23 protein-coding genes and 1 other annotated feature are annotated in these 23176 nt (G+C 50.5%); of the genes, 10 read left to right on the top strand and 13 right to left on the bottom strand.

Annotated elements, in window-relative coordinates:
• The first annotated feature begins 227 nt into the window (after nt 1–227).
• Nucleotides 228–1652, top strand: a complete 1425-nt coding sequence (sbcB, locus tag OGY07_RS04370; RefSeq protein WP_286598937.1) for an exodeoxyribonuclease I — start codon at nt 228–230, stop codon at nt 1650–1652.
• A 37-nt stretch (nt 1653–1689) separates the two neighbouring features.
• On the opposite strand, the gene tsuB is transcribed toward sbcB, so the two are convergent.
• From tsuB to OGY07_RS04340, 6 genes are all read right to left on the bottom strand, one after another.
• On the bottom strand, nt 1690–1917 hold the full coding sequence (gene tsuB, locus OGY07_RS04365) for a thiosulfate utilization sulfurtransferase TsuB/YeeD (protein WP_042284219.1): 228 nt from the start codon (nt 1915–1917) through the stop codon (nt 1690–1692).
• A gap of 15 nt (nt 1918–1932) precedes the next feature.
• Nucleotides 1933–2991, bottom strand: coding sequence for a thiosulfate utilization transporter TsuA/YeeE (tsuA, locus tag OGY07_RS04360; protein WP_286598935.1), 1059 nt, complete (start codon nt 2989–2991; stop codon nt 1933–1935).
• 171 nt (nt 2992–3162) lie between these two features.
• Nucleotides 3163–4521, bottom strand: a complete 1359-nt coding sequence (locus OGY07_RS04355) for an APC family permease (protein ID WP_042284225.1) — start codon at nt 4519–4521, stop codon at nt 3163–3165.
• On the bottom strand, nt 4511–4573 hold the full coding sequence (yoeI, locus tag OGY07_RS04350) for a membrane protein YoeI (protein ID WP_099433339.1): 63 nt from the start codon (nt 4571–4573) through the stop codon (nt 4511–4513). Before yoeI ends, OGY07_RS04355 begins: the two co-directional genes overlap by 11 nt.
• A gap of 216 nt (nt 4574–4789) precedes the next feature.
• On the bottom strand, nt 4790–5719 hold the full coding sequence (locus tag OGY07_RS04345) for a LysR substrate-binding domain-containing protein (protein ID WP_199956738.1): 930 nt from the start codon (nt 5717–5719) through the stop codon (nt 4790–4792).
• Nucleotides 5720–5765: 46 nt separating this feature from the next.
• Nucleotides 5766–6590 carry an SDR family oxidoreductase gene (locus tag OGY07_RS04340; RefSeq protein WP_042284230.1) on the bottom strand — a complete coding sequence of 275 codons (825 nt, stop codon included), beginning with the start codon at nt 6588–6590 and terminating at the stop codon, nt 5766–5768.
• A gap of 162 nt (nt 6591–6752) precedes the next feature.
• Here OGY07_RS04340 and hisL point away from each other — a divergent pair, with 162 nt between their 5' ends.
• From hisL to hisIE, 9 genes are all read left to right on the top strand, one after another.
• A complete protein-coding gene (hisL, locus tag OGY07_RS04335) occupies nt 6753–6803 on the top strand; it encodes a his operon leader peptide (RefSeq protein WP_001364200.1) in 51 nt (16 codons plus the stop codon).
• Nucleotides 6779–6902, top strand: a sequence feature (His leader region). (Overlaps the previous gene by 25 nt.)
• 46 nt (nt 6903–6948) lie before the next feature.
• Nucleotides 6949–7848 (top strand): ATP phosphoribosyltransferase, encoded by a 900-nt coding sequence (gene hisG, locus OGY07_RS04330; protein WP_042284232.1) that lies wholly within the window; start codon nt 6949–6951, stop codon nt 7846–7848.
• 5 nt (nt 7849–7853) lie between these two features.
• Nucleotides 7854–9158, top strand: coding sequence for a histidinol dehydrogenase (gene hisD, locus OGY07_RS04325; protein ID WP_286598929.1), 1305 nt, complete (start codon nt 7854–7856; stop codon nt 9156–9158).
• Nucleotides 9155–10234: a histidinol-phosphate transaminase gene (gene hisC / locus OGY07_RS04320; protein ID WP_286598927.1), complete on the top strand. Its 1080-nt coding sequence runs from the start codon at nt 9155–9157 to the stop codon at nt 10232–10234. Before hisD ends, hisC begins: the two co-directional genes overlap by 4 nt.
• Nucleotides 10231–11298, top strand: a complete 1068-nt coding sequence (hisB, locus tag OGY07_RS04315) for a bifunctional histidinol-phosphatase/imidazoleglycerol-phosphate dehydratase HisB (RefSeq protein WP_060569820.1) — start codon at nt 10231–10233, stop codon at nt 11296–11298. The genes hisC and hisB overlap by 4 nt, the downstream gene beginning before the upstream one ends.
• The gene (gene hisH, locus OGY07_RS04310; protein WP_060569819.1) at nt 11298–11888 is read left to right on the top strand and encodes an imidazole glycerol phosphate synthase subunit HisH; all 591 of its coding nucleotides are present in this window, start codon (nt 11298–11300) and stop codon (nt 11886–11888) included. Before hisB ends, hisH begins: the two co-directional genes overlap by 1 nt.
• A complete protein-coding gene (gene hisA, locus OGY07_RS04305; RefSeq protein WP_286598918.1) occupies nt 11888–12625 on the top strand; it encodes a 1-(5-phosphoribosyl)-5-[(5-phosphoribosylamino)methylideneamino]imidazole-4-carboxamide isomerase in 738 nt (245 codons plus the stop codon). Before hisH ends, hisA begins: the two co-directional genes overlap by 1 nt.
• Complete coding sequence (gene hisF, locus OGY07_RS04300; RefSeq protein WP_286598917.1) at nt 12607–13383, top strand: imidazole glycerol phosphate synthase subunit HisF; 777 nt, start codon at nt 12607–12609, stop codon at nt 13381–13383. Before hisA ends, hisF begins: the two co-directional genes overlap by 19 nt.
• Nucleotides 13377–13988, top strand: coding sequence for a bifunctional phosphoribosyl-AMP cyclohydrolase/phosphoribosyl-ATP diphosphatase HisIE (gene hisIE, locus OGY07_RS04295; RefSeq protein ID WP_286598915.1), 612 nt, complete (start codon nt 13377–13379; stop codon nt 13986–13988). Before hisF ends, hisIE begins: the two co-directional genes overlap by 7 nt.
• Nucleotides 13989–14072: 84 nt before the next feature.
• Here hisIE and wzzB read toward each other — a convergent pair whose 3' ends face one another.
• From wzzB to cpsG, 7 genes are all read right to left on the bottom strand, one after another.
• Complete coding sequence (gene wzzB, locus OGY07_RS04290) at nt 14073–15050, bottom strand: LPS O-antigen chain length determinant protein WzzB (protein ID WP_286598913.1); 978 nt, start codon at nt 15048–15050, stop codon at nt 14073–14075.
• A gap of 139 nt (nt 15051–15189) precedes the next feature.
• Complete coding sequence (gene ugd / locus OGY07_RS04285) at nt 15190–16356, bottom strand: UDP-glucose 6-dehydrogenase (protein ID WP_286598911.1); 1167 nt, start codon at nt 16354–16356, stop codon at nt 15190–15192.
• Nucleotides 16357–16591: 235 nt separating this feature from the next.
• Nucleotides 16592–17998, bottom strand: coding sequence for an NADP-dependent phosphogluconate dehydrogenase (gene gnd, locus OGY07_RS04280; RefSeq protein WP_286598909.1), 1407 nt, complete (start codon nt 17996–17998; stop codon nt 16592–16594).
• 107 nt (nt 17999–18105) lie between these two features.
• Nucleotides 18106–19116: an acyltransferase family protein gene (locus OGY07_RS04275; protein WP_286598907.1), complete on the bottom strand. Its 1011-nt coding sequence runs from the start codon at nt 19114–19116 to the stop codon at nt 18106–18108.
• Nucleotides 19117–19121: 5 nt separating this feature from the next.
• Nucleotides 19122–20342, bottom strand: coding sequence for a lipopolysaccharide biosynthesis protein (locus OGY07_RS04270; RefSeq protein WP_286598905.1), 1221 nt, complete (start codon nt 20340–20342; stop codon nt 19122–19124).
• On the bottom strand, nt 20342–21679 hold the full coding sequence (locus OGY07_RS04265) for an oligosaccharide repeat unit polymerase (protein ID WP_286598902.1): 1338 nt from the start codon (nt 21677–21679) through the stop codon (nt 20342–20344). The genes OGY07_RS04270 and OGY07_RS04265 overlap by 1 nt, the downstream gene beginning before the upstream one ends.
• A 126-nt stretch (nt 21680–21805) precedes the next feature.
• Nucleotides 21806–23176: a colanic acid biosynthesis phosphomannomutase CpsG gene (gene cpsG / locus OGY07_RS04260; RefSeq protein WP_286598900.1), complete on the bottom strand. Its 1371-nt coding sequence runs from the start codon at nt 23174–23176 to the stop codon at nt 21806–21808.

The following is a 23176-nucleotide window of genomic DNA, read 5'->3' as shown; positions in this document are numbered from 1 at the left end:
TGACAAAAGAGCCGTCCTTTTTACGGAAAATCTGATAAACGAACAGGGATTAATTGCAAGAAAATGTGACGTAAGACACGTTTTTCCACTCAGGCGGGGTCCGCATTTTTACCTCACGCCATTTTATTCGCCTCCTGACAACAGCTCTGGCTGATCGCCCCGCCGAATTTTGCTACTCTGTTGCGTTCAGGCAGCGCGCAACTTTCAGCCACGGAATACACTTTTTTATGAATGACGGTCAGCAGCAACCCACCTTTCTCTTTCACGACTACGAAACCTTCGGCACGCATCCGGCGCTCGACAGACCCGCGCAATTTGCCGCTCTTCGCACAGACAGCGAGTTTAACGTTATCGGCGAACCTGAGGTGTTTTACTGCAAGCCTGCAGACGACTATCTGCCGCAGCCAGGGGCCGTGATGGTTACGGGTATTACGCCACAGGAAGCGCGGGAGAAAGGCGAAAACGAGGCGGCGTTTGCCGCCCGCATCCACGCGCTGTTCACCGTGCCAAAAACTTGCATTATTGGCTATAACAACGTGCGCTTCGACGACGAAGTAACGCGTAACGTCCTGTACCGCAATTTCTACGATCCCTACGCCTGGAGCTGGCAGCATGATAATTCGCGCTGGGATTTGCTGGACGTGATGCGCGCCTGTTACGCCCTGCGCCCGGAAGGGATCGTCTGGCCGGAAAACGAGGAAGGGCTTCCCAGCTTTCGCCTGGAACACCTGACAAAAGCGAACGGGATTGAGCACAGCAACGCCCACGACGCCATGGCGGACGTGTATGCGACGATAGCGATGGCGCAGTTAGTGAAGGCGCGGCAGCCGCGATTGTTTGACTACCTCTACACGCACCGCAGCAAGCACAAGCTGGCGGCGCTGATCGATGTGCCGCAAATGAAACCACTGGTGCATGTCTCTGGTATGTTTGGCGCATGGCGCGGCAACACCAGTTGGGTCGCGCCGCTGGCATGGCATCCCGAGAACCGCAACGCGGTGATTATGGTGGATCTGGCGGGGGATATTTCACCGCTCCTCGAACTCGACAGCGACGCCCTTCGTGAGCGGCTGTACACCGCCAAAGCCGATCTCGGCGATAACGCCGCCGTGCCGGTGAAACTGGTGCATATCAATAAATGTCCGGTGCTGGCGCAGGCGAATACGCTGCGTCCGGAAGATGCCGACCGGTTAGGGATTAATCGTCAGCACTGCCTCGATAACCTGAAAGTGCTGCGCGACAACCCGCAGGTGCGTGACAAAGTGGTGGCTATTTTTGCCGAAGCGGAACCGTTCGCAGTTTCCGATAACGTCGACGCCCAGTTGTACAATGGCTTCTTCAGCGATGCCGATCGCGCGGCCATGAAGATTGTGCTGGAAACGGACCCACAAAATTTACCTGCGCTGGACATCACCTTTGTCGACCCGCGTATTGAGAAGCTACTGTTTAATTACCGCGCGCGCAATTTCCCCGGCACGCTGGATGAAGCGGAGCAGCAACGCTGGCTTGATCATCGTCGCCAGGTCTTTACGCCGGAATTTTTGCAATGCTATGCCGAAGAGTTACAGATGCTGTATCAGGAATATGCGAATGACAGTGAGAAGCAGGCGTTACTGAAGTCGTTGTGGCAGTACGCGCAAGAGATCGTCTGAAGGTTTCCCTCTGCGCGAACGCAGAGGGAAGCATGGGTCACGCTTTCTGTACGGTGATGCTCCAGGCGGCATCGCCAACCTGTTGGTAATCGGTAATAGTATGCCCCTCTTCCGCCGCCCACTGCGGGATGGCTTCCGTGGCCTGGGTGCAGTCAAACTCGATTACCAGTTCGTCGCCGCTCGCCATTTCCGCCAGCGCTGCTTTTGCTTCAATCAGGGGGAACGGGCAAACCTGCGTTACCACGTCCAGTTTTTTAATCGCCATCATTTATCCTTACGTTTAATTCGCCTCAGCGGTCGCCAGTCGGGCTTTACGCTGCGGTCGTACATACACTATCCAGGATGCGGTCCACACTCCAAGGATCATAAAGGCCAGACCAATCCAGCCCTGCCAGGTCATCATAGCCGTCATCACCAGGCCGTTACCGATCGAGCATCCTCCGGCGATGCTGGCGCCAACGCCCATCAGGATCCCGCCAAACCCGCTGCGTAGCGTGGTTGGCGCATCGGCAGCGCGTACGCGAAATTCCCGGCTGGCTTTTGCGGCAATAAACGAGCCAAAAAAGATACCGAGCACCAGGAACACGCCCCAGTTAAGGAATTTGCTGTCGCCTGCCACCAGGAATTGCAAAATATTGGCGGTCGGCGAGGTAATGCCCAGGCCAAACATCCTGCCGGTCGCTTCGCTCAGCGGCCATGCCAGCAGCGCGATCAGGCCGATAAGGACTGCGGTGACAAACGGATGCCAACGCTTTTCAAACAGAATGTGCGCCAACCCGCGACGGCGCGGCGGTAGCGTCGCTACCTTCAGCTTCGGCTTTTTCAGCTCTTTCGCCACCACCCACAGCGTCAGCACCAGCAATAAGGCAATCAGCGGCCAGACGGAAAGGTTGAGCGTGTCGGCAATCGAATTGTGTTCAGTGCTGTAGGTTTTCAGCGTCTGGTTAATTCCGCTGGCGTGCGGTGAACGCATTACCGCACTCATTACCATATAGGTAAACAGCGCAATCCAGCTGCCGATCAACCCCTCGCCCGCGCGATACCATGTACCGGTGGCGCAACCGCCCGCATAGACAATACCAATGCCAAAAATGTAGCCGCCCACCACGGTGCCGAGCCACGGAAACGTCCCCGCGTCATAGCTGACAACCCCGGTCTGGATCAGCGTAAACACGCCCACGCTCTGAACGCAGATCGCAATCAACAAGGCATAAAACATACGGTTGTTTTTTGCGATGTACATATCGCGGAATCCGCCGGTCAGACAGAACCGTCCGCGCTGCATGACAAAACCCAGCAGCGCACCGCAGAACAGTCCGCTTATTATCATTGAAAGCATAAATTAATTAGCCTGAAGAACATTTGTCAGGAAATTATTCATGACGCGGTTGTTCATAACCAATAACCAAATTCTCTAAATTAGAACGAAAGGTTATTAAGCCAGACAGGGAATAAAACGCAGGCATAAAAAAACCGGAGAACAGGTCTCCGGTTTGATTGGATTATGCGATTAAGCGATATCTTCGTACTGCGGAACCGGATTGCGGAAGCTTTTGGTCACGCAAGCCAGATACACCAGACCAATGCCGGCCCAGATCAGCCCCAGAACCATTGAGCTTTCTTCCAGGTTAATCCACAGAGCGCCCACGGTCAGCGCGCCGCAGGTCGGCAGAATCAGGTAATTGAAGTGGTCTTTCAGCGTCTTGTTACGTTTTTCGCGGATCCAGAACTGTGAAATCACAGACAGGTTCACAAAGGTAAACGCCACCAGCGCGCCGAAGTTAATCAGCGCCGTCGCCGTCACCAGGTCAAAATTGATCGCCAGCAGCGCGATGGCGCCGACCAGCAGCACGTTCCATGCCGGAGTACGCCATTTCGGGTGTACGTAGCCAAAGAAGCGCGTCGGGAACACGCCGTCACGGCCCATGACGTACATCAGACGAGACACGCCCGCGTGCGCCGCCATACCGGAGGCCAGTACGGTTACGCTGGAGAAGATCAGCACGCCCCACTGGAAGGTTTTACCCGCCACGTACAGCATGATTTCCGGCTGAGACGCATCCGGATCCTTGAAGCGGGAGATATCCGGGAAGTACAGCTGCAGGAAGTAAGAGGCGCCGATGAAGATCAGGCCGCCAATCAGCGCGGTCAGGAAGATCGCCTTCGGGATCACGCGCTCTGCGTCTTTGGTCTCTTCAGACAGCGAAGAGATGCCGTCAAAGCCGAGGAACGAGAAGCACAGGATGGTCGCGCCAGTGATCATCGGCACCACGTGCGCGCCTTCAGACCAGAACGGACGTGAGCTTACCAGCGTACCCGCGCCTTCACCGTGGGAAACACCGTAGATAATCAGGCCGACAATCACCGCCACGATGCCCATCTGCAGGATCACGATCAGGGTATTGAAGTTCGCTACCGTTTTGATGCTGCGCAGGTTAGAGATGGTCATAAAGGCCACCAGCGCGACAACAAAGATCCATGACGGTACTGACGGCACCAGCGCTTCGAAATAGATTTTTGCCAACAGGATGTTGATCATCGGCATGAACAGGTAGTCCAGCAGAGATGACCAACCCACCATAAAGCCAACGGTCGGGCTAATGGATTTCTGGGCATAGGTGTACGCCGAGCCAGCGGACGGGAAACGGCGAACCAGTTTACCGTAGCTCAACGCTGTAAAAAGAATCGCGACCAGCGCAAAGGCATACGCCGTTGCCACGTGACCGTCAGTGAGGCCCGAAACGATACCGAATGTATCGAACAGCGTCATCGGCTGCATATAGGCAAGACCCATCATTACAACCGGAATCAACGTAAGGGTTTTACGTAATTCCACGCGAGAGGTGTTTGGAGTAACGTTATGCGACATGGTCATTCCCCTTTACGGCGAATGCCGTCGCGTAAGCAAAAAATTGCCCCATTTTCTGGATTCCTCAGCGACAACAACTGTCGGTTTTTAGTAAATATCTATCCGGTACGAAGCCCGGCCTCTTGGTATGAATGATTGGTTTGATGCAAAAAAATAACCGACGCGTAGTAAAACGTCGGTTAATGTCATTTTTTGCAAGCGGCGCATTGTGCCTTAAATTGAGGCGAAATGACAAGAGAATGAGAGCCTTGTCATAAAAAATTTTTTCTTAACTGCTTGATTTGCTGGACTCGCCGCTTGTGTAAACACCAGCGATAGCACTATTTGCTAAAATCTCGTCCCGCCACCAGGCGCTGGCCAGCCCGGCGGTGCGCACATTCCAGCCAACCCACACGGGTTCAGACAGTACCTGCGCGTCCACTTTCTTTTCGATGAGCGCGCCGCTTTCAAGGAATCGCTGGGCCAGATAGCGCGGCAGATAACCGCAACCCAGTCCGCTGATTTGCAGTTCCAGTTTGGTTTTAAAATCGAAGACGGTTATCGCGTCCTGATCGTCCAGTAGCTGCGTTGCCGTTGAACAGGCGGGGTGTGCGCCGTCACCGACCACAATCGCCCGGTGGCGTCTGATGGTGCCGCGGCTCAACGGTTCGCTTTCTTCCGAAAGCGGATGATGAGGCGCAACCGCGAAAACGTGTTCCAGATCGCCAAGACGCGTATAGCCAAATTCGCTGGATGACGGCGGTTGATGCATGGCGCCGACAATAATATCCGCCCGTCCCTGGGTCAGCGCATCCCACGAGCCGCCCAGCACCCCGTTAACAAATTTCAGCCGCGTGACGCTGTGATGTTGATAAAATAACTCGATCAGCGGGGCGAGCAGGGAAAACGGAAAAGTGTCGTCAACGCCAATGATCAGCTCATTTTCCCAGCCTTCGTGCAGTTTCACCGCCTGTTTTTCCAGCTCCCGCACGGTATGCAGCACTTCACGCCCTTTTTCCAGCAACATCTGCCCGGTGCGGGTGAAGCGGGCGCGATGGCCGCTGCGATCGAGGATCTGAATATTCAGGTCGCTTTCGAGGCGGTGAACAGTATAGCTGAGCGCCGACGGCGTCTTATATAACCGCGCCGACGCTGCGGCAAAACTGCCCTCTTTTTCCAGCGCATCAAGAATGATCAGCACGTCCAGCAGTGGTTTCATACACGCCCCCTTGCGATGGATGGCAAAAGACCGCTGGCGATATGCATTACTCCATCGGCATCAGCAGCGGGTCGGGATACTGATATTCAAATCCTAGCTCATTGCAGATCCGGCTACCGTCAATAATTTTGCCTTTACCGTTGTCCGGCGAGTCCAGGAATTGCGGCGGCTCGGTGCCCAGCAGTCGCGCCATTTGCGGATAAAACACTTTTCGCGCAGGGTGGACGGGGGCACAGATATTATAGATGTGCCCCCCTTTCGGCGCCTGAAGCAGAAGCGTGATGGCGGCAATGACATCTTCAAGATGGACGAGATTGACGCCGTGTTCGCCATTTGGCGCGGTTTTTCCGGCGAAGAAACGCCCCGGATGCCGCCCGGGTCCGACCAGCCCCGCCAGGCGCAGAATATCCACTGAGGTGCCCGGCAGATGATGCAGCCAGTCCTCCAGCTCCTTCAATACTCGCCCGCTGGCTGTGACCGGATGACGCGGCGTGTTTTCTTTCACCGTGCCCGATGTATCGCCATACACCGAGGTCGAACTGGTAAAGATAATGCGCGGAATGCGCCAGGCCAGCGCGCTGTCCACCAGTTCCTGCATTGCCTGTAAATAGAATTCTTCTCCAGGACCGCTACGACGAGCCGGTAACGTGATCACCAGCGCGTCGACGTCCATCAACGCCTCCAGATCGTCCGCCTCGCAGACCAGCTCGGGCTCCAGACGCAGTGGATACCCTTCAATACCGCTCATTCTGGCCGCTTCCACCCCATCCAGGGTGGTTTTGCTCCCCTTCACCTGCCAGCCTCTGGCCGTCAGCGACATTGCCAGCGGCATGCCCAACCATCCTAAACCGACAATTGCGACCTTTTTCATCCGTTTTCTCCTGACTCCGGCACTATTTATATAAGGCTACGCCTGCGTATTCAGACTGACAATTCATACTATAAATAGGAATGTAAAAAAGCGCTTGCTTTATCACGCCAAAGTGGTTTAGGTTAAAAGACATCAAATGAATAAGCATTCATCGAGAATTTTATGACACGCGTTCAATTTAAACACCACCATCATCACCATCATCCTGACTAGTCTTTCAGGCGATGTGTGCTGGGAGACATTCAGATCTTCCAGTGGTGCATGAACGCATGAGAAAGCCCCCGGAAGATCATCTTCCGGGGGCTTTTTTTTGGCGCGCGTTTCAGACCGGTTCAGACAGGATAAAGAGGAAATAAGAATGTTAGATAACACCCGTTTACGCATAGCTATTCAGAAATCAGGCCGTTTGAGTGATGATTCACGCGAACTGCTGGCACGCTGCGGCATTAAAATTAACTTACACACCCAGCGTCTGATTGCGATGGCCGAGAATATGCCGATCGATATTCTGCGCGTGCGTGACGACGATATCCCGGGTCTGGTGATGGATGGCGTGGTCGATCTTGGCATTATTGGCGAGAACGTGCTGGAAGAGGAACTGCTCAACCGCCGCGCTCAGGGTGAGGATCCGCGTTACTTTACCCTCCGTCGCCTCGACTTTGGCGGCTGCCGCCTTTCCCTGGCGACCCCGGTTGACGAAGCCTGGGACGGCCCGGCCGCTCTCGATGGTAAACGCATCGCCACCTCTTACCCGCACCTGCTGAAGCGTTATCTCGACCAGAAAGGCGTCTCCTTTAAATCCTGTCTGTTAAACGGTTCTGTGGAAGTCGCGCCGCGCGCGGGCCTCGCCGATGCCATTTGCGACCTGGTCTCTACCGGCGCCACGCTGGAAGCTAACGGACTGCGCGAAGTGGAAGTCATTTACCGCTCAAAAGCCTGCCTGATCCAACGCGACGGCGACATGGCCGACGCCAAACAGCAGCTAATCGACAAGCTGCTCACCCGTATTCAGGGCGTGATTCAGGCACGCGAATCAAAATACATCATGATGCACGCGCCAAGCGAACGCCTGGAAGAAGTGATCGCCCTGCTGCCAGGCGCAGAGCGCCCAACGATTCTGCCGCTGGCGGGCGACCAGCAGCGCGTGGCTATGCACATGGTCAGCAGCGAAACGCTGTTCTGGGAAACCATGGAAAAACTGAAAGCGCTTGGCGCCAGTTCGATCCTGGTGCTGCCGATTGAGAAGATGATGGAGTGATGGCCATGAGCTTTAGCACAATCATTGACTGGAACGCATGCAGCGTTGAAGAACAGCGCAACTTACTGATGCGCCCGGCGATCTCCGCGTCGGACAGTATTACCCGCACCGTGAGCGAGATCCTGGATAACGTAAAGGCGCGCGGCGACGCTGCCCTGCGTGAATACAGCGCGAAATTTGATAAAACCGACGTTGGCGCGCTGAACGTGTCCGCTGATGAAATTGCCGCTGCTGGCGCCCGCCTGGGCGACGATTTAAAACAGGCGATGGCAGTCGCGGTGAAAAATATTGAGACGTTCCACACTGCGCAGCAACTGCAGACCGTGGATGTGGAAACCCAACCCGGCGTACGTTGCCAGCAGGTCACGCGCCCGGTCGCCTCAGTCGGCTTATATATTCCGGGCGGGTCCGCGCCGCTGTTTTCAACCGTACTGATGCTGGCAACGCCGGCGCGCATTGCGGGCTGCAAAAAAGTGGTGCTCTGCTCGCCGCCGCCGATCGCCGACGAAATTCTGTATGCGGCGCAATTGTGTGGGGTGCAGGAAATATTCAACGTCGGCGGCGCGCAGGCCATTGCCGCGCTGGCGTTTGGCAGCGAGTCGGTGCCGAAGGTGGATAAAATTTTCGGTCCGGGTAATGCGTTTGTCACGGAAGCGAAGCGGCAGGTCAGCCAGCGTCTGGACGGCGCGGCGATCGATATGCCTGCCGGTCCGTCTGAAGTGCTGGTGATTGCCGATAGCGGCGCAACGCCGGATTTTGTCGCCTCCGACCTGCTTTCGCAGGCGGAACACGGCCCGGATTCACAGGTGATTTTACTGACCCCGGACGCAGACATCGCCAGACGCGTTGCCGACGCGGTAGAACGCCAGTTGGCGGAACTGCCGCGCGCGGAAACCGCACGCCAGGCGCTCAGCGCCAGCCGCCTGATTGTCACCCGCGATCTGGCCCAGTGTGTCGAGATTTCGAATCAGTATGGTCCGGAGCACCTTATCGTGCAGACACGTAACGCCCGCGATCTGGTGGATGATATCACCAGCGCCGGTTCGGTTTTCCTTGGCGACTGGTCGCCGGAGTCAGCCGGGGATTACGCTTCCGGCACCAATCACGTGCTGCCAACCTACGGTTATACCGCGACCTGTTCCAGCCTTGGACTGGCGGATTTTCAGAAGCGTATGACGGTGCAGGAGCTGTCGAAAGCGGGCTTTTCCGCTCTGGCGTCCACCATCGAAACGCTGGCGGCGGCAGAACGCCTGACCGCTCATAAAAATGCCGTCAACCTGCGCGTCAACGCCCTTAAGGAGCAAGCATGAGCACTGAAAACCTTTTTAGCGTCAGCGAGTTAGCCCGTGATAATGTCCGCAATCTTACGCCGTATCAGTCTGCCCGTCGCCTGGGTGGCAACGGTGATGTCTGGTTAAATGCCAACGAATTCCCGACGGCAGTCGAGTTTCAACTGACGCAGCAAACGCTCAACCGCTATCCGGAATGCCAGCCCAAAGCGGTGATTGAACACTACGCCCAGTACGCGGGCGTTAAGCCAGAACAGGTGCTGGTTAGCCGCGGGGCGGACGAAGGCATTGAACTGTTAATCCGCGCCTTCTGCGAGCCGGGTAAAGACGCGATCCTCTACTGTCCGCCGACCTACGGCATGTATAGCGTCAGCGCGGAGACAATCGGCGTCGAATGCCGTACCGTACCATCGCTTGCCGACTGGCAGCTGGATATGCAGGGCATTTCGGACAAGCTCGACGGTGTTAAAGTGGTTTACGTGTGCAGCCCAAATAATCCGACCGGCCAGTTGATCCATCCGCAGGACTTGCGCACGCTGCTGGAACTGACGCGTGGCAAAGCGATTGTCGTCGCCGACGAAGCCTATATTGAGTTTTGCCCGCAGGCGACGCTGGCAGGCTGGCTGTCTGAGTACCCTCACCTTGTCATTCTGCGCACCCTGTCGAAAGCGTTCGCGCTGGCCGGGCTGCGCTGCGGCTTTACGCTGGCCAATGAAGAGGTCATCAACCTGCTGTTGAAAGTGATCGCCCCGTACCCGCTTTCAACGCCGGTCGCCGACATTGCCGCTCAGGCGCTTAGTCCGCAGGGAATAAACGCGATGCGCGAGCGCGTGGCGCAGATTCTGCTGGAGCGTCAGTATCTGATTAATGCCCTGCGCGATATCGCCTGCGTGGAGCAGGTGTTCGATTCGCAAACCAACTATATTCTCGCGCGTTTTACGGCCTCCAGCCGCGTATTTAAATCTTTGTGGGATCAGGGCATTATCTTACGAGACCAGAACAAACAACCTTCATTAAGCGGCTGTCTGCGCATTACGGTTGGAACACGGGAAGAAAGCCAGCGCGTCATTGACGCTTTACGTGCGGAGCAAGTATGAGCCAGAAGTATCTCTTTATCGATCGTGACGGAACCCTGATCACCGAACCGCCCAGCGATTTTCAGGTGGATCGCTTCGACAAACTGGCCTTTGAGCCAGAGGTGGTGCCGGTCCTGCTGAAACTGCAAAAAGCGGGCTATACGCTGGTGATGATCACCAACCAGGACGGTCTGGGAACCCAGAGTTTCCCTCAGGCCGACTTCGAGGGTCCACATAACCTGATGATGCAGATTTTCACCTCGCAGGGCGTGCAGTTTGACGAAGTGCTGATTTGTCCGCATCTGCCCGCCGACGCGTGCGACTGCCGGAAGCCGAAAACCCGGCTGGTTGAGCGTTATCTTGCCAGTCAGGCAATGGACAGCGCCAACAGCTATGTTATCGGCGACCGGGAAACCGATCTTCAGCTTGCCGACAACATGGGCATTCGCGGCTTACGCTACAACCGGGAAACCCTGAACTGGGCCATGATCGGTGAGCAGTTGACGAAACGCGACCGTTACGCCCACGTGGAACGTAAGACCAAAGAAACGCAGATTGATGTGAAGGTGTGGCTGGATCGTGAAGGCGACAGCAAAATCAACACCGGCGTCGGCTTTTTCGACCACATGCTGGACCAGATCGCCACCCACGGTGGTTTTCGCATGGAGATAATGGTCAAGGGCGATCTCTATATTGACGATCACCACACCGTTGAAGACACCGGCCTGGCGTTGGGCGAAGCATTAAAGCTGGCGCTCGGCGACAAGCGCGGGATCTGCCGTTTTGGTTTTGTCCTGCCGATGGATGAATGCCTGGCACGCTGCGCGCTGGATATTTCCGGGCGTCCGCACCTGGAATATAAAGCTGAATTCGCTTATCAGCGCGTGGGGGATCTGAGCACCGAGATGATTGAACACTTCTTCCGCTCGCTCTCTTACACCATGGGCGTGACGTTGCACCTGAAAACCAAGGGCAAAAACGACCATCATCGTGTGGAAAGCCTGTTTAAAGCCTTTGGCCGCACGCTGCGCCAGGCTATCCGCGTGGAAGGTGATACGCTCCCCTCCTCCAAAGGAGTGTTGTGATGAACGTAGTGATTCTGGATACCGGCTGCGCCAACCTCCATTCGGTGAAATCTGCCGTGGCGCGGCATGGATACAACCCGCAGGTCAGCCGCGACCCGGACGTGGTACTGATGGCGGACAAACTGTTTTTGCCCGGCGTCGGCACAGCGCAGGCGGCGATGGACCAGCTGCGCGAGCGCGAACTTATCGATCTGATCAAAGCCTGTACGCAACCGGTGCTGGGCATATGCCTGGGGATGCAAATTCTGGGACGTCGCAGCGACGAGACACAGGGCGTGGATCTGCTGGGAATTATTGAGCAGGACGTGCCGAAAATGACCGATTTCGGACTGCCGCTGCCGCATATGGGCTGGAATAGGGTTTATCCGCAGGCCGGAAACCGGCTGTTCCAGGGGATTGAGGACGGCGCGTACTTTTACTTCGTGCACAGCTATGCCATGCCGGTGAACCCGTGGACTATCGCACAGTGCAATTACGGCGAACCGTTTACCGCCGCGGTGCAAAAAGACAACTTCTACGGCGTACAATTTCACCCTGAGCGTTCGGGTGCCGCAGGCGCGCAGTTACTGAAAAACTTCCTGGAGATGTGATGATTATTCCGGCATTAGATTTAATCGGCGGCACCGTGGTACGTCTCCACCAGGGCGACTACGCAAAACAGCGCGACTATGGCAACGATCCGTTACCACGTTTGCAGGATTACGCGGCGCAGGGCGCGGAGGTACTTCACCTGGTTGACTTAACCGGGGCGAAAGATCCGGCAAAACGCCAGATCCCGCTGATCAAAACGCTGGTGGCGGGCGTTAACGTTCCCGTCCAGGTTGGCGGCGGCGTGCGCAGCGAAGAAGACGTTGCCGCCCTGCTGGCGGCGGGGGTTGCCCGCGTAGTGGTCGGCTCAACGGCAGTGAAGTCACCGGAGGTGGTGAAAGGCTGGTTTGAGCGCTTTGGCGCGGACGCGCTGGTGCTGGCGCTCGACGTGCGTATTGATGGCGCAGGCAATAAGCAGGTGGCGGTCAGCGGCTGGCAGGAAGATTCCGGCGTTTCGCTGGAAGAGCTGGTTGAAACTTATCTGCCCGTCGGCCTGAAGCACGTGCTGTGCACCGATATTTCTCGTGACGGCACGCTGGCAGGGTCTAACGTCTCGTTATACCGTGAAGTGTGCGCAAAATATCCGCAGGTGGCGTTTCAGTCCTCTGGCGGAATTGGCGGCATTGAAGACGTGGCCGCCCTGCGCGGCACCGGTGTCAGCGGCGTGATTGTTGGACGCGCGCTGCTGGAAGGGAAATTTACCGTGAAGGAGGCTATCCAATGCTGGCAAAACGCATAATCCCGTGCCTCGACGTTCGTGATGGCCAGGTGGTGAAAGGCGTGCAGTTCCGCAACCATGAAATCATCGGCGACATTGTACCGCTGGCGAAGCGTTATGCGGACGAAGGCGCCGACGAACTGGTGTTCTATGATATCACAGCCTCCAGCGACGGACGCGTTGTCGACAAGAGCTGGGTGACACGCGTCGCGGAAGTGATCGACATTCCTTTTTGCGTGGCGGGTGGAATTAAATCGGCGGAAGACGCCGCGCAGATCCTCTCCTTTGGCGCAGACAAAATATCCATCAACTCCCCTGCGCTGGCGGACCCGACGCTGATTACCCGCCTGGCGGATCGTTTTGGCGTACAGTGCACCGTGGTCGGCATTGATACCTGGTACGACGCTGAAACCGGTAAATATCACGTGAATCAGTATACCGGCGATGAAAGCCGTACCCGCGTTACCCAGTGGGAAACGCTGGATTGGGTGCGGGAGGTGCAAAGACGCGGCGCCGGTGAAATCGTCCTGAATATGATGAACCAGGACGGTGTACGTAACGGCTACGACCTCGAGCAGCTGAAAAAAGTGCGCGACGTCTGTCATGTCCCGCTGATTGCCTCCGGCGGCGCCGGCACCATGGAGCACTTCCTTGAGGCCTTCCGTGACGCGGACGTCGACGGGGCGCTGGCCGCCTCGGTCTTTCATAAACAAATTATCAATATTGGTGAGTTAAAAACGTACCTGGCAACACAGGGCGTGGAGATCAGGATATGTTAACAGAGCAACAGCGCCGTAAGCTGGACTGGGAAAAAACCAACGGACTTATGCCGGTGGTCGTACAGCACGCGGTATCCGGCGAAGTGTTGATGCTGGGCTATATGAACCCGCAAGCACTGGATAAAACCCTTGAGACCGGCAACGTGACCTTTTATTCACGTACGAAACAGCGGCTGTGGACCAAAGGTGAAACCTCCGGCCACTTTCTGAAGGTGGTGAGCATCGCGCCTGACTGCGACAACGATACCCTGTTGGCGCTGGTTAACCCGATTGGCCCAACCTGCCATAAAGGCACCAGCAGTTGCTTTGGCGAAGCCAGCCACCAGTGGCTGTTCCTGTATCAACTTGAACAACTGTTAGCCGGGCGTAAAACTGCCGATCCGGCCAGTTCCTACACGGCAAAACTGTACGCCAGCGGCACTAAGCGTATTGCGCAGAAAGTCGGCGAAGAAGGCGTTGAAACGGCGCTTGCCGCCACGGTGCATGACCGCGATGAGTTGACCAACGAGGCTTCTGATCTGATGTACCACCTGCTGGTGCTGTTGCAGGATCAGGAACTGGACCTGACGACGGTGATCGAAAACCTGCGTAAGCGTCATCAGTAATCTTAATATGTAAAAAAACCGGGCGCAAAGCCCGGTTTTGTATTTACTGGCCTGAGAAGTTGCCCCCCTCCGGCAAAATCACGTTTACTGCGCTTTCGGCTTATAGTTACGCAGCGCGTTCCGTCCAAGCACCACACCCGCGCCAATCATACCGCCCAGCAGCACCGCCAGCACCAGGGTGATGGCTTTTTTCGGGCTGTCGCGGCGAATCGGCAGCGTCGGTTTCATCACATAGCGATAGGCGTGAACACTGTCCGGTTCGATTTTCAGCGCTTTCACCGCCAGCAGATTCTGGCGCGTCTGGTAGTAACCATCCGAAAGGGCTAACGGTCGGGTCGCTTCGTTCTGCACCATTGAGGAAAGCGCGTCGCTGCCCAGCATAAACATCGTATCCTGCGAAACCTGATCGGCCTGCTGAACCTGCGGCAATTTGATGTTCGCTTCTTTGGCGACGGACAGCGCCTGGCTTATCTGCGCGATACGCAACGCTTTTTGCTCCAGGGCGACTTTTTCCTGCGCGTCGAGCGATTGTTCAAAGTCTGAAGTGCGGGTAGTGATGCTTTTCGCCAGGTCCGCATTGACTTCTTTGGAGATGGTTTCATCCACCTGCTGAATATACTTCGCCAGCGTTTTCTGCGCATCTTCCGCAGTCGGCGCCTGATACGTCACTTTCAGCGGTAACGGCTGACCTTTCACAGAGGCGTCAATGGTGAGCTTTTCGGGTTCATCCTGATTGTCGAGCGTTTCAGATAAAGCAGAAAATGCCGAATTAAAACGACCAATCATATTGGCTTGCAGATCGTTGATCTGTGGGGCGTTGCCGCCATACAGCACGTTCATCGCATTGGAATAGGTCGCTAACTGGCCCGCATCAGGTTGGGTGATGATGGCAGTCGACGTCCATTTCTCTTTCGCCACGGCCAGATAACCGACAGCCAGTAAGATGGCGATAATGACACAAGCAAAGATAGTGACCTTACCGCGCCATAACTGCACAACTAAATCAATTAAATCAATCTGTTCCGGTTCGTTATTGCGACCGGTGAGGTTGTTATTTTCCACTTATATCAATACCCTGAATAGGAAAAGACTTATGGTGGTACAGTGTAACGATAAAATGCCGGGATGCTATAAGAAATTTGATAAAAAAAGTAATTTTACGAGGCTTTATGAGGGATTCCTTTCCCTGTTTAAAAATCATTTAATCACTGCCAAACAGATCGCGGGTGTAGACTTTTTCTACCACATCCTTTAATTCTTCAGCCATACGGTTAGAGATAATGACATCCGTTTGCTGCTTAAACCGGGTTAAATCGCGTTCAATGCGCGAATTAAAAAAGGTGTTCTCTTTCATCACCGGTTCATAAATGACCACTTCCACCCCTTTCGCTTTAATGCGCTTCATGATCCCCTGGATGGAAGAGGCGCGGAAGTTGTCCGACCCGCTTTTCATGATCAAGCGATAGATGCCCACGACTTTTGGCTTTCTGGCCAAAATAGCGTCGGCGATAAAGTCCTTTCTCGTTCTGTTAGCATCGACAATCGCGGAGATGATATTGTTGGGAACGGACTGGTAGTTCGCCAGGAGCTGCTTGGTATCTTTTGGCAGACAGTAGCCACCATAGCCAAACGACGGGTTGTTATAGTGATTACCAATTCGCGGATCCAGACATACGCCTTCGATGATCTGACGCGTGTTCAGTCCCAGACTTTCGGCATAGCTATCCAGTTCATTAAAATACGCAACCCGCATGGCCAGATAGGTATTGGCAAAAAGCTTGATCGCTTCCGCTTCCGTGGAGTCGGTGAACAAGGTCGGGATATCTTGCTTAACGGCGCCTTCCTGAAGAAGCGTTGCAAAGCGCTCGGCCCGTTCGGAACGCTCGCCGATAACGATTCGGGAAGGATGCAGGTTGTCATAAAGCGCCTTCCCTTCTCGCAGGAATTCCGGTGAGAAAATAATATTTTTGGTGTTGAACTTATTGCTCATCGAGGCGGTAAAGCCTACCGGAACGGTAGATTTTATAACCATTACCGCATCGGGATTGATTTTAAGAACATCCTGAATGACAGATTCAACGCTGGTGGTGTTGAAGTAGTTCGTTTTAGGATCGTAATCTGTCGGCGTGGCGATGATAACGTAATCTGCGTTTTTATAGGCTTCGTTTTTATCTAATGTCGCCTTGAAGTTAATTTTTTCAGACTGCAAAAATTGCTGTATTTCTTTATCGACAATCGGAGATATCCGATCATTTAACATTTCTACCCGGGAAGGGACGATGTCTAACGCAATAACATCATGATGCTGTGCGATAAGCAGACTGTTAGACAGGCCAACATACCCGGTACCGGAAATGGTGATTTTCATTTCATGCTCTCAGAATTAACTCATAATGATGTCATGACTTGTTAAAGTCCTGACGCGTTATTATTGTTTTAGCGTCCGAACGAATAGAGTGTCAACGAAGCCTGACACAATTAAGATTTTCTTTATCAGACTAAAGCAATATTATTAAGTTAATATGAAGCAACAGAAATAAAGCAATAAGAATTCGGATAAAAAAAGCCCGGCAAAAAAACCGGGCTTTGTAAGCTAAAAGAAATTAATCCAACCATTCGGTGTGGAAAACGCCTTCTTTATCAGTACGCTTATAGGTATGTGCGCCAAAGTAGTCACGCTGCGCCTGGATCAGGTTAGCAGGCAGGACTTCCGCACGGTAACTGTCATAGTAGGCGACTGCCGCAGAGAACGTAGGTACAGGAATACCGTTCTGCACCGCGTAAGCCACGACGTCACGCAGCGCCTGCTGGTATTCATCCGCAATATTTTTAAAGTACGGATCCAGCAACAGGTTGGCGATACCGGCATTTTGCGCGTAGGCATCGGTGATCTTCTGCAGGAACTGCGCACGAATGATGCAACCCGCACGGAAAATCTTCGCGATTTCACCGTAGTTGAGATCCCAGTTGTACTCATCAGACGCAGCGCGCAGTTGTGAAAAGCCCTGAGCATAAGAAACGATTTTACCGAGGTACAGCGCGCGGCGCACTTTCTCGATAAATTCCGCTTTATCCCCTGCCGGCTGCGCTTTCGGCCCCGTTAATACTTTTGAAGCAGCAACGCGCTGCTCTTTTAGCGAAGAAATATAACGCGCAAAGACCGATTCGGTGATCAAGGACAGCGGTTCGCCGAGATCCAGCGAGCTCTGGCTGGTCCATTTACCGGTACCTTTGTTGGCCGCTTCATCCAGGATGACATCAACAAGGTATTTACCGTCTTCATCTTTTTTGGTGAAGATGTCTTTGGTGATGTCGATCAGGTAGCTGCTCAGTTCGCCGTTGTTCCATTCCGTAAAGGTGCTGGCCAGCTCTTCATTGCTGAGATTCAGACCACCTTTCAGCAGTGAGTAGGCTTCAGCAATCAGTTGCATATCGCCGTATTCAATACCGTTATGGACCATCTTCACATAGTGGCCTGCGCCGTCAGCACCGATATAGGTCACACAAGGTTCGCCATCTTCTGCTACTGCAGCGATTTTCGTCAGAATCGGGGCAACCAGTTCGTACGCTTCTTTCTGGCCGCCAGGCATGATAGATGGCCCTTTCAACGCGCCCTCTTCACCGCCGGAGACACCGGTACCGATAAAGTTAAACCCTTCTGCGGACAGTTCGCGGTTACGGCGAATGGTATCCTGGAAGAAAGTGTTACCGCCGTCAATGATGATGTCGCCCTTATCAAGATAAGGTTTCAGCGAATCGATGGCTGCATCCGTGCCCGCACCAGCTTTCACCATTAACAGGATGCGACGAGGCGTATCAAGGGATTCAACAAACTCTTTCACCGTGTAATAAGGCACTAGTTTTTTGCCAGGATTTTCGGCAATCACTTCTTCGGTCTTTTCACGGGAGCGGTTGAAAACGGAGACGGTATAACCACGGCTCTCGATGTTGAGCGCCAGGTTGCGCCCCATCACTGCCATACCGACGACGCCGATCTGTTGCTTGGACATTACATACTCCTGTCAGGTGTGGTCACCGCAAGTTATGCGGTTTATATGATATCATATTTATAATATCATATACATCAGTGATGCAAATATTAATTTTAGCTACGAAATCACTTTTCTCTTATTGCGAACATCCATTTTGTCAATGTGTTTTTCCCAAGCAGACTTTTGAATAGCAATGAGACAAATACCGAAAGAGAAAAAACCGTTAAATCTTTGATGAACATTGGCATTAGATTTATATCCAGTTTGTTCAACGCTTTATCTATATGAAATAGAAGTGGCCCATGAAACAATGCTATATAGAGGCTATTTTTTCCACATATACCAAGTAACCATGACAAGCGTGGATATTTTTTGCACATTTGCGAAACACATAATAAAATATAAATTGCAAAAAGTGATGTTATTAAACAAATCATATAAGGATGAAAAACAAAAATTCCTATATTTATTATTACATTCAGTTTAAATATAGAAAAAATGATCACAACAATATATAAGAGCAAGCATGTTATTTTTATTTTAAAATTCAACACATAATCTTTTAGATAATAGCCAAGCAAAAATAGCGGTATCGTAAATATTAGAGACTCAGCGGTAAAGGGTAAACGGGAATTAATTAAAAATTTTGAGTCATCAAATAAAACTTGAAGAATATCCTTATATGATGTCAACGCTATCAGAACCAATAAAAGTGACATCCATATGAAATTATTTTGCTCAGATTTAGCAACAATCGAGCCTAACAAAATTGTAACAAATAATGTTGGCATGAACCAAAGAGCATAAAGTGGAAATTGGAAAATACCATAGGCATCAGAATAAAGATTATACCATTTACCATCCCAAAATATCATATTATACAGTAATACAGTAAAAAACACAGGTTTTATGATTGAAGAAATTTTATCTTTAAATACAACTTTAAGCTCTTTCTCATTATAAAAAGTTCCTGAGATAAAGAAAAAAAATGGAACTAAAAAAAGCATTAAAAACCTTACAAATAACTCATGTGTTAAAGGGTAATAAAAACCATCGCTTAAATGACTATGAAGTCCTACCATTGAAAGTATGCTGATACCCCGAGCGTTATCAATTGTAACATTTCTTTTATTCATATTTTTTACTTGTTGAATATTATACGATTTGAAAACATAAATACACTTATGCTAAGCAATATAAAACTTACCAGTTCAATGGTAATAATTGAATATATAGCCCCCAGAGCTTGATGATATCTAATAAAAATATACATTATGGGAATCGCTAAACAAATGCAAACCAATGATATACACATACCTATTTTATAGAGACCTTGCGACTGCAATAAGGCAGTTAACGCACCATTTAGGCACTTTATACCTGCTATACATAAAAATCCCAATGCAAAATATTGAAAGTATACAGTCGGCAATATAAACATCTTCCCTAGTGTATTTAACATGATATAATAGCCGATTGAACTGACTACAACATAAGCGGCCATCATTATTATAAATGGTCTCACGTTAACTTCTTTTTTCCTCAGATCAAATCTGCTAAACTTTGCATATGCAACAGTTGAGAACACGGAAGAAACCATAACTAATGGATCGACCAACCGAAACATCTGACCATATACAGCAAGGTTTTGCGGGTCATATATATTTAAGTAGATATTATCCAATCTGCTATAAATTATTACAAGAAAAGCAGTAATACCTATACTGTAAGTATTTTTATAGAGTTTTATTACGGACCTAAATTCAAATTCCCGTAATCCTTTTGCAATATGAAAACCTATTTTTCTAAATAGTGCAAAAAAAACTGAAAGAAAAAACATGCTTTCTACAAGCAAATAGCCATAAGGTTTATACTCAACACCATTTAAGTAGAGTATGCAAAAAAACGAAATTACTATTATAGATGCAACAATAATAAATGGTGTTAACTGTTTATTTTCATTTAATGATTGGAAATAGCTATTCGAGAGGTTAAATAATAAAGAAAAGATTAGTGCCATTGAAATTGGGGTAAAAATTTCTATATTGTACATCATTGCATAGCAACATCCCGCCATCAATGAGGAAAACAAAAGACCTGTCCCTATTTTTTGATAAAAAACTGTTATTAATAATTGTTCCTTGTTTGTTACCTCACCATATTTTTTAATTACGAAAATGTCGACTCCAAAGTCACATGTTACTCTTAAAATTTCGACCACGCCGATTAAAAATATGAATTGCCCCCCTTTTTCTGTTCCAAGAGAACCTGTAATTAATATTATAGCAAGGGTCTTTGCTCCAAAGTAGCAGATTTTATTAAATAGAGCATAAACGCCATCGTTAAATATTTCTTTTAGCATTACTTATTGCCTACTTTATTACTACATGAAGTTAGGAGTGGAGCTAACAGAATAATGGGAAAAGATTTAATTATATAAGCAAACGGTAAGACCAGTTCTCCTCTTATTGAATAAAAAAGCCCTGGTAACATTGCAATAGCAATAAAATTTAATATAACCAGTGAACTATTTAAACACTTCTGGATAAATGCAAGCATACATAGTAGATAACAGAGATAAATGAAAAAGCTAAATTTAATATTTAATACAGTAGCTTCTAATATTCCTGATGATGAGAGCGCTATACCACTGGAGATATCGCCGAGTACTATTAATGAAAACTCCTTATATATTTGAGAGTCACTAATAAAGCCTAATCCACTGATTGGGAAAATTTGTGTGAATATTATATTAGCGTCTATCTTATCCCATCCTTGCGACACAGGCAAAACAAATACATCCTGTAAACCCGCCAAGGTTGACGAAAGAGAGTCTAAAACTATGATTAAATAACTTACGAAATTTATTTCATAGCCTTCTCTAAAATATGAAATTAAGGAAAATAGTATAAAACCGATAGCTAAATTTTGAATGCGGGATATTTTTACAAATTTATTTTTTATAATATACCTTAGAGAATATAACGATAGCACAATGATACATATAAGAGAAAAAAAGAATTTACTTCTTATACCAATTAATAGCTCAGAAGCTAATAGTAAAAAACTTATCAACCTCAAACTAGTCGGAGCCCTAAAATAAAATGTTGCCAGTGACATAATTAAAGAAAAACCACTGATAGCCCGAATAACGAATGGAACTTGTGCGATCAAGGCATCCCCTTCCGTATAAATAGCCAAATGGCCTAAACCAGAACCGATAATAAATTTAAAGTAAAGAAATGTTTTAAATAATTGGCAAAAACCAACGACATAAAACAAAAAAGTAAAGAGTGTATTAACTGATTTTCCTTGTGAGACCACCCTACTGGAGAAGGAAGAAAAATATAATATTACATTTAGCAGAATACACCATAAACAAACCAATTCAAAACCATGAGTTAGCTCTCTAAATATCAATAAATAAATTGCGGGTATTCCAATTATTAGAGAGAAAGCATACGCATACAATAACTGTAGCGACAAAAACCTTGCTCTTGCAAAATAAAAATACACCATGATAACAATTAACAAAACTGACAATGAGGATGACATTATTTCAAAAATGATCTCATATGCCTGATAAGCTAATATATTTTCACATAATAATAATGCAAGAGATAAAAATACGCAAAAATACAAAGGAATATATTTTGCGATTCCTCTTATTGAAGTTTGATGTTCGGTTGTTGTAATCATTTTCTGAGAAATATATATACATGGAAACGTTTAAGGAAAGAATACAATCTACTCATATATCTGATAAAAATATTTCATGAAAAAAAATGCCAAACATTAATATATTTGGCATTTACTGAACCAACCTTAACCTTTAATTTTTTCAAGTAATTCAAAGGTTTTTTCTTTCATCAAATCTATATTTTGATTCGTTTCGACATTTAAGCGTATTACTGGTTCAGTATTAGAACTACGTAGATTAAAACGCCAGTCTTCAAACTCAATACTTATGCCATCCGTATAATCGATACCTTTGGCATAATCTATATAATCATTAAGAACTTTTTGTATTATATATTCTTGATTCTCTACGTTACAATTAATTTCACCGCTCGCCGGGAACGCCGCCATCCGGTCGCGGACCAGCTCGCCCAGCGACTGCCCTTTCAGGCATACCAGCTCCGCCACCAGCAGCCACGGGATCATCCCGCTGTCGCAGTAGGCGAAATCACGGAAGTAGTGGTGGGCGCTCATTTCGCCGCCGTAAATAGCATCTTCCGCACGCATCCGCTCTTTGATGAACGCATGACCGGTTTTCGACATCACCGGCGTGCCGCCTGCGGCCTTCACCACGTCGACAGTGTTCCAGGACAGGCGCGGGTCGTGGATGATCTTCGCGCCCGGGTGTTTTTCGAGGAACGCTTCCGCCAGCAGGCCGACGATGTAGTAGCCCTCAATAAACTGCCCTTTTTCGTCGAACAGGAAGCAGCGATCAAAGTCGCCGTCAAAAGCAATCCCCATGTCCGCGCCGTGCTCAATCACCGCATTGCGGGTATCGTCGCGACATTCCGGCAGCAGCGGATTAGGAATACCGTTCGGGAAGTTGCCGTCCGGGGTGTTATGCACCTTGATGAACTCCACCGGTACGCCCCGGGCCTTAAAGCGCGCTTCAATAGCGTCCACCACCGGACCCGCCGCGCCGTTACCCGAGTTGATCACCAGCTTCAGCGGGGTGAGGTTGTTGACGTTGATGTAGCCAAACAGATGATCGATATAGGCGTCGCGCAGGGTGATCTGTTTATAGCTGCCGCGCTTATCCATATTGACCGGCGGAAAGTCATTGGCTTCCGCCAGGCGCTGGACGTCGCGCAGGCCGGTGTCGCCGCTGATTGGGCGCGCGCCCTCACGCACCAGCTTCATGCCGTTGTAGTCCATCGGGTTATGGCTGGCGGTGACTTCAATGCCACCGTCAACGCCGAGGTGGAAGGTGGCGAAATAGATCTCTTCGGTGCCGGAAAGGCCAATATCCAGCACATCGACGCCCGCGTCCTGTAACCCCTTCGCCAGCGCCAGCTTCAGCGCCTCACTGGTCAGACGCACGTCGCCGCCGAGTACAATGGTTTTCGGTTTGAGAAATTCGCCGTAGGCGCGGCCAATCCGCCACGCAATATCTTCGTTTAATTCTTCGCCCAGTCTGCCGCGAATATCGTAGGCTTTGAAACAGGTTAATTTTGTCAT

The organism is Citrobacter sp. Cs237 (genome assembly GCF_030332325.1).
In the GTDB taxonomy this organism is placed as follows: domain Bacteria; phylum Pseudomonadota; class Gammaproteobacteria; order Enterobacterales; family Enterobacteriaceae; genus Citrobacter_A; species Citrobacter_A sedlakii.
Note: the sequence above shows the minus strand (reverse complement) of the source record. Positions and strands in the feature narration are given on the sequence as shown.

Bases quoted from the DNA above. Each gene is read 5' to 3' on its own strand.
- OGY07_RS04275 (WP_286598907.1), bottom strand. From the start codon at position 19,116: ATGAATAAAAGAAATGTTACAATTGATAACGCTCGGGGTATCAGCATA.
- hisC (WP_286598927.1), top strand. From the start codon at position 9,155: ATGAGCACTGAAAACCTTTTTAGCGTCAGCGAGTTAGCCCGTGATAAT.
- OGY07_RS04340 (WP_042284230.1), bottom strand. From the start codon at position 6,590: ATGAAAAAGGTCGCAATTGTCGGTTTAGGATGGTTGGGCATGCCGCTG.
- tsuB (WP_042284219.1), bottom strand. From the start codon at position 1,917: ATGGCGATTAAAAAACTGGACGTGGTAACGCAGGTTTGCCCGTTCCCC.
- hisD (WP_286598929.1), top strand. From the start codon at position 7,854: ATGAGCTTTAGCACAATCATTGACTGGAACGCATGCAGCGTTGAAGAA.
- OGY07_RS04345 (WP_199956738.1), bottom strand. From the start codon at position 5,719: ATGAAACCACTGCTGGACGTGCTGATCATTCTTGATGCGCTGGAAAAA.
- ugd (WP_286598911.1), bottom strand. From the start codon at position 16,356: ATGAAAATCACCATTTCCGGTACCGGGTATGTTGGCCTGTCTAACAGT.
- hisB (WP_060569820.1), top strand. From the start codon at position 10,231: ATGAGCCAGAAGTATCTCTTTATCGATCGTGACGGAACCCTGATCACC.
- hisIE (WP_286598915.1), top strand. From the start codon at position 13,377: ATGTTAACAGAGCAACAGCGCCGTAAGCTGGACTGGGAAAAAACCAAC.
- OGY07_RS04270 (WP_286598905.1), bottom strand. From the start codon at position 20,342: ATGCTAAAAGAAATATTTAACGATGGCGTTTATGCTCTATTTAATAAA.
- OGY07_RS04355 (WP_042284225.1), bottom strand. From the start codon at position 4,521: ATGTCGCATAACGTTACTCCAAACACCTCTCGCGTGGAATTACGTAAA.
- gnd (WP_286598909.1), bottom strand. From the start codon at position 17,998: ATGTCCAAGCAACAGATCGGCGTCGTCGGTATGGCAGTGATGGGGCGC.
- hisF (WP_286598917.1), top strand. From the start codon at position 12,607: ATGCTGGCAAAACGCATAATCCCGTGCCTCGACGTTCGTGATGGCCAG.
- tsuA (WP_286598935.1), bottom strand. From the start codon at position 2,991: ATGCTTTCAATGATAATAAGCGGACTGTTCTGCGGTGCGCTGCTGGGT.
- hisG (WP_042284232.1), top strand. From the start codon at position 6,949: ATGTTAGATAACACCCGTTTACGCATAGCTATTCAGAAATCAGGCCGT.
- hisH (WP_060569819.1), top strand. From the start codon at position 11,298: ATGAACGTAGTGATTCTGGATACCGGCTGCGCCAACCTCCATTCGGTG.
- sbcB (WP_286598937.1), top strand. From the start codon at position 228: ATGAATGACGGTCAGCAGCAACCCACCTTTCTCTTTCACGACTACGAA.
- cpsG (WP_286598900.1), bottom strand. From the start codon at position 23,176: ATGACAAAATTAACCTGTTTCAAAGCCTACGATATTCGCGGCAGACTG.
- OGY07_RS04265 (WP_286598902.1), bottom strand. From the start codon at position 21,679: ATGATTACAACAACCGAACATCAAACTTCAATAAGAGGAATCGCAAAA.
- hisA (WP_286598918.1), top strand. From the start codon at position 11,888: ATGATTATTCCGGCATTAGATTTAATCGGCGGCACCGTGGTACGTCTC.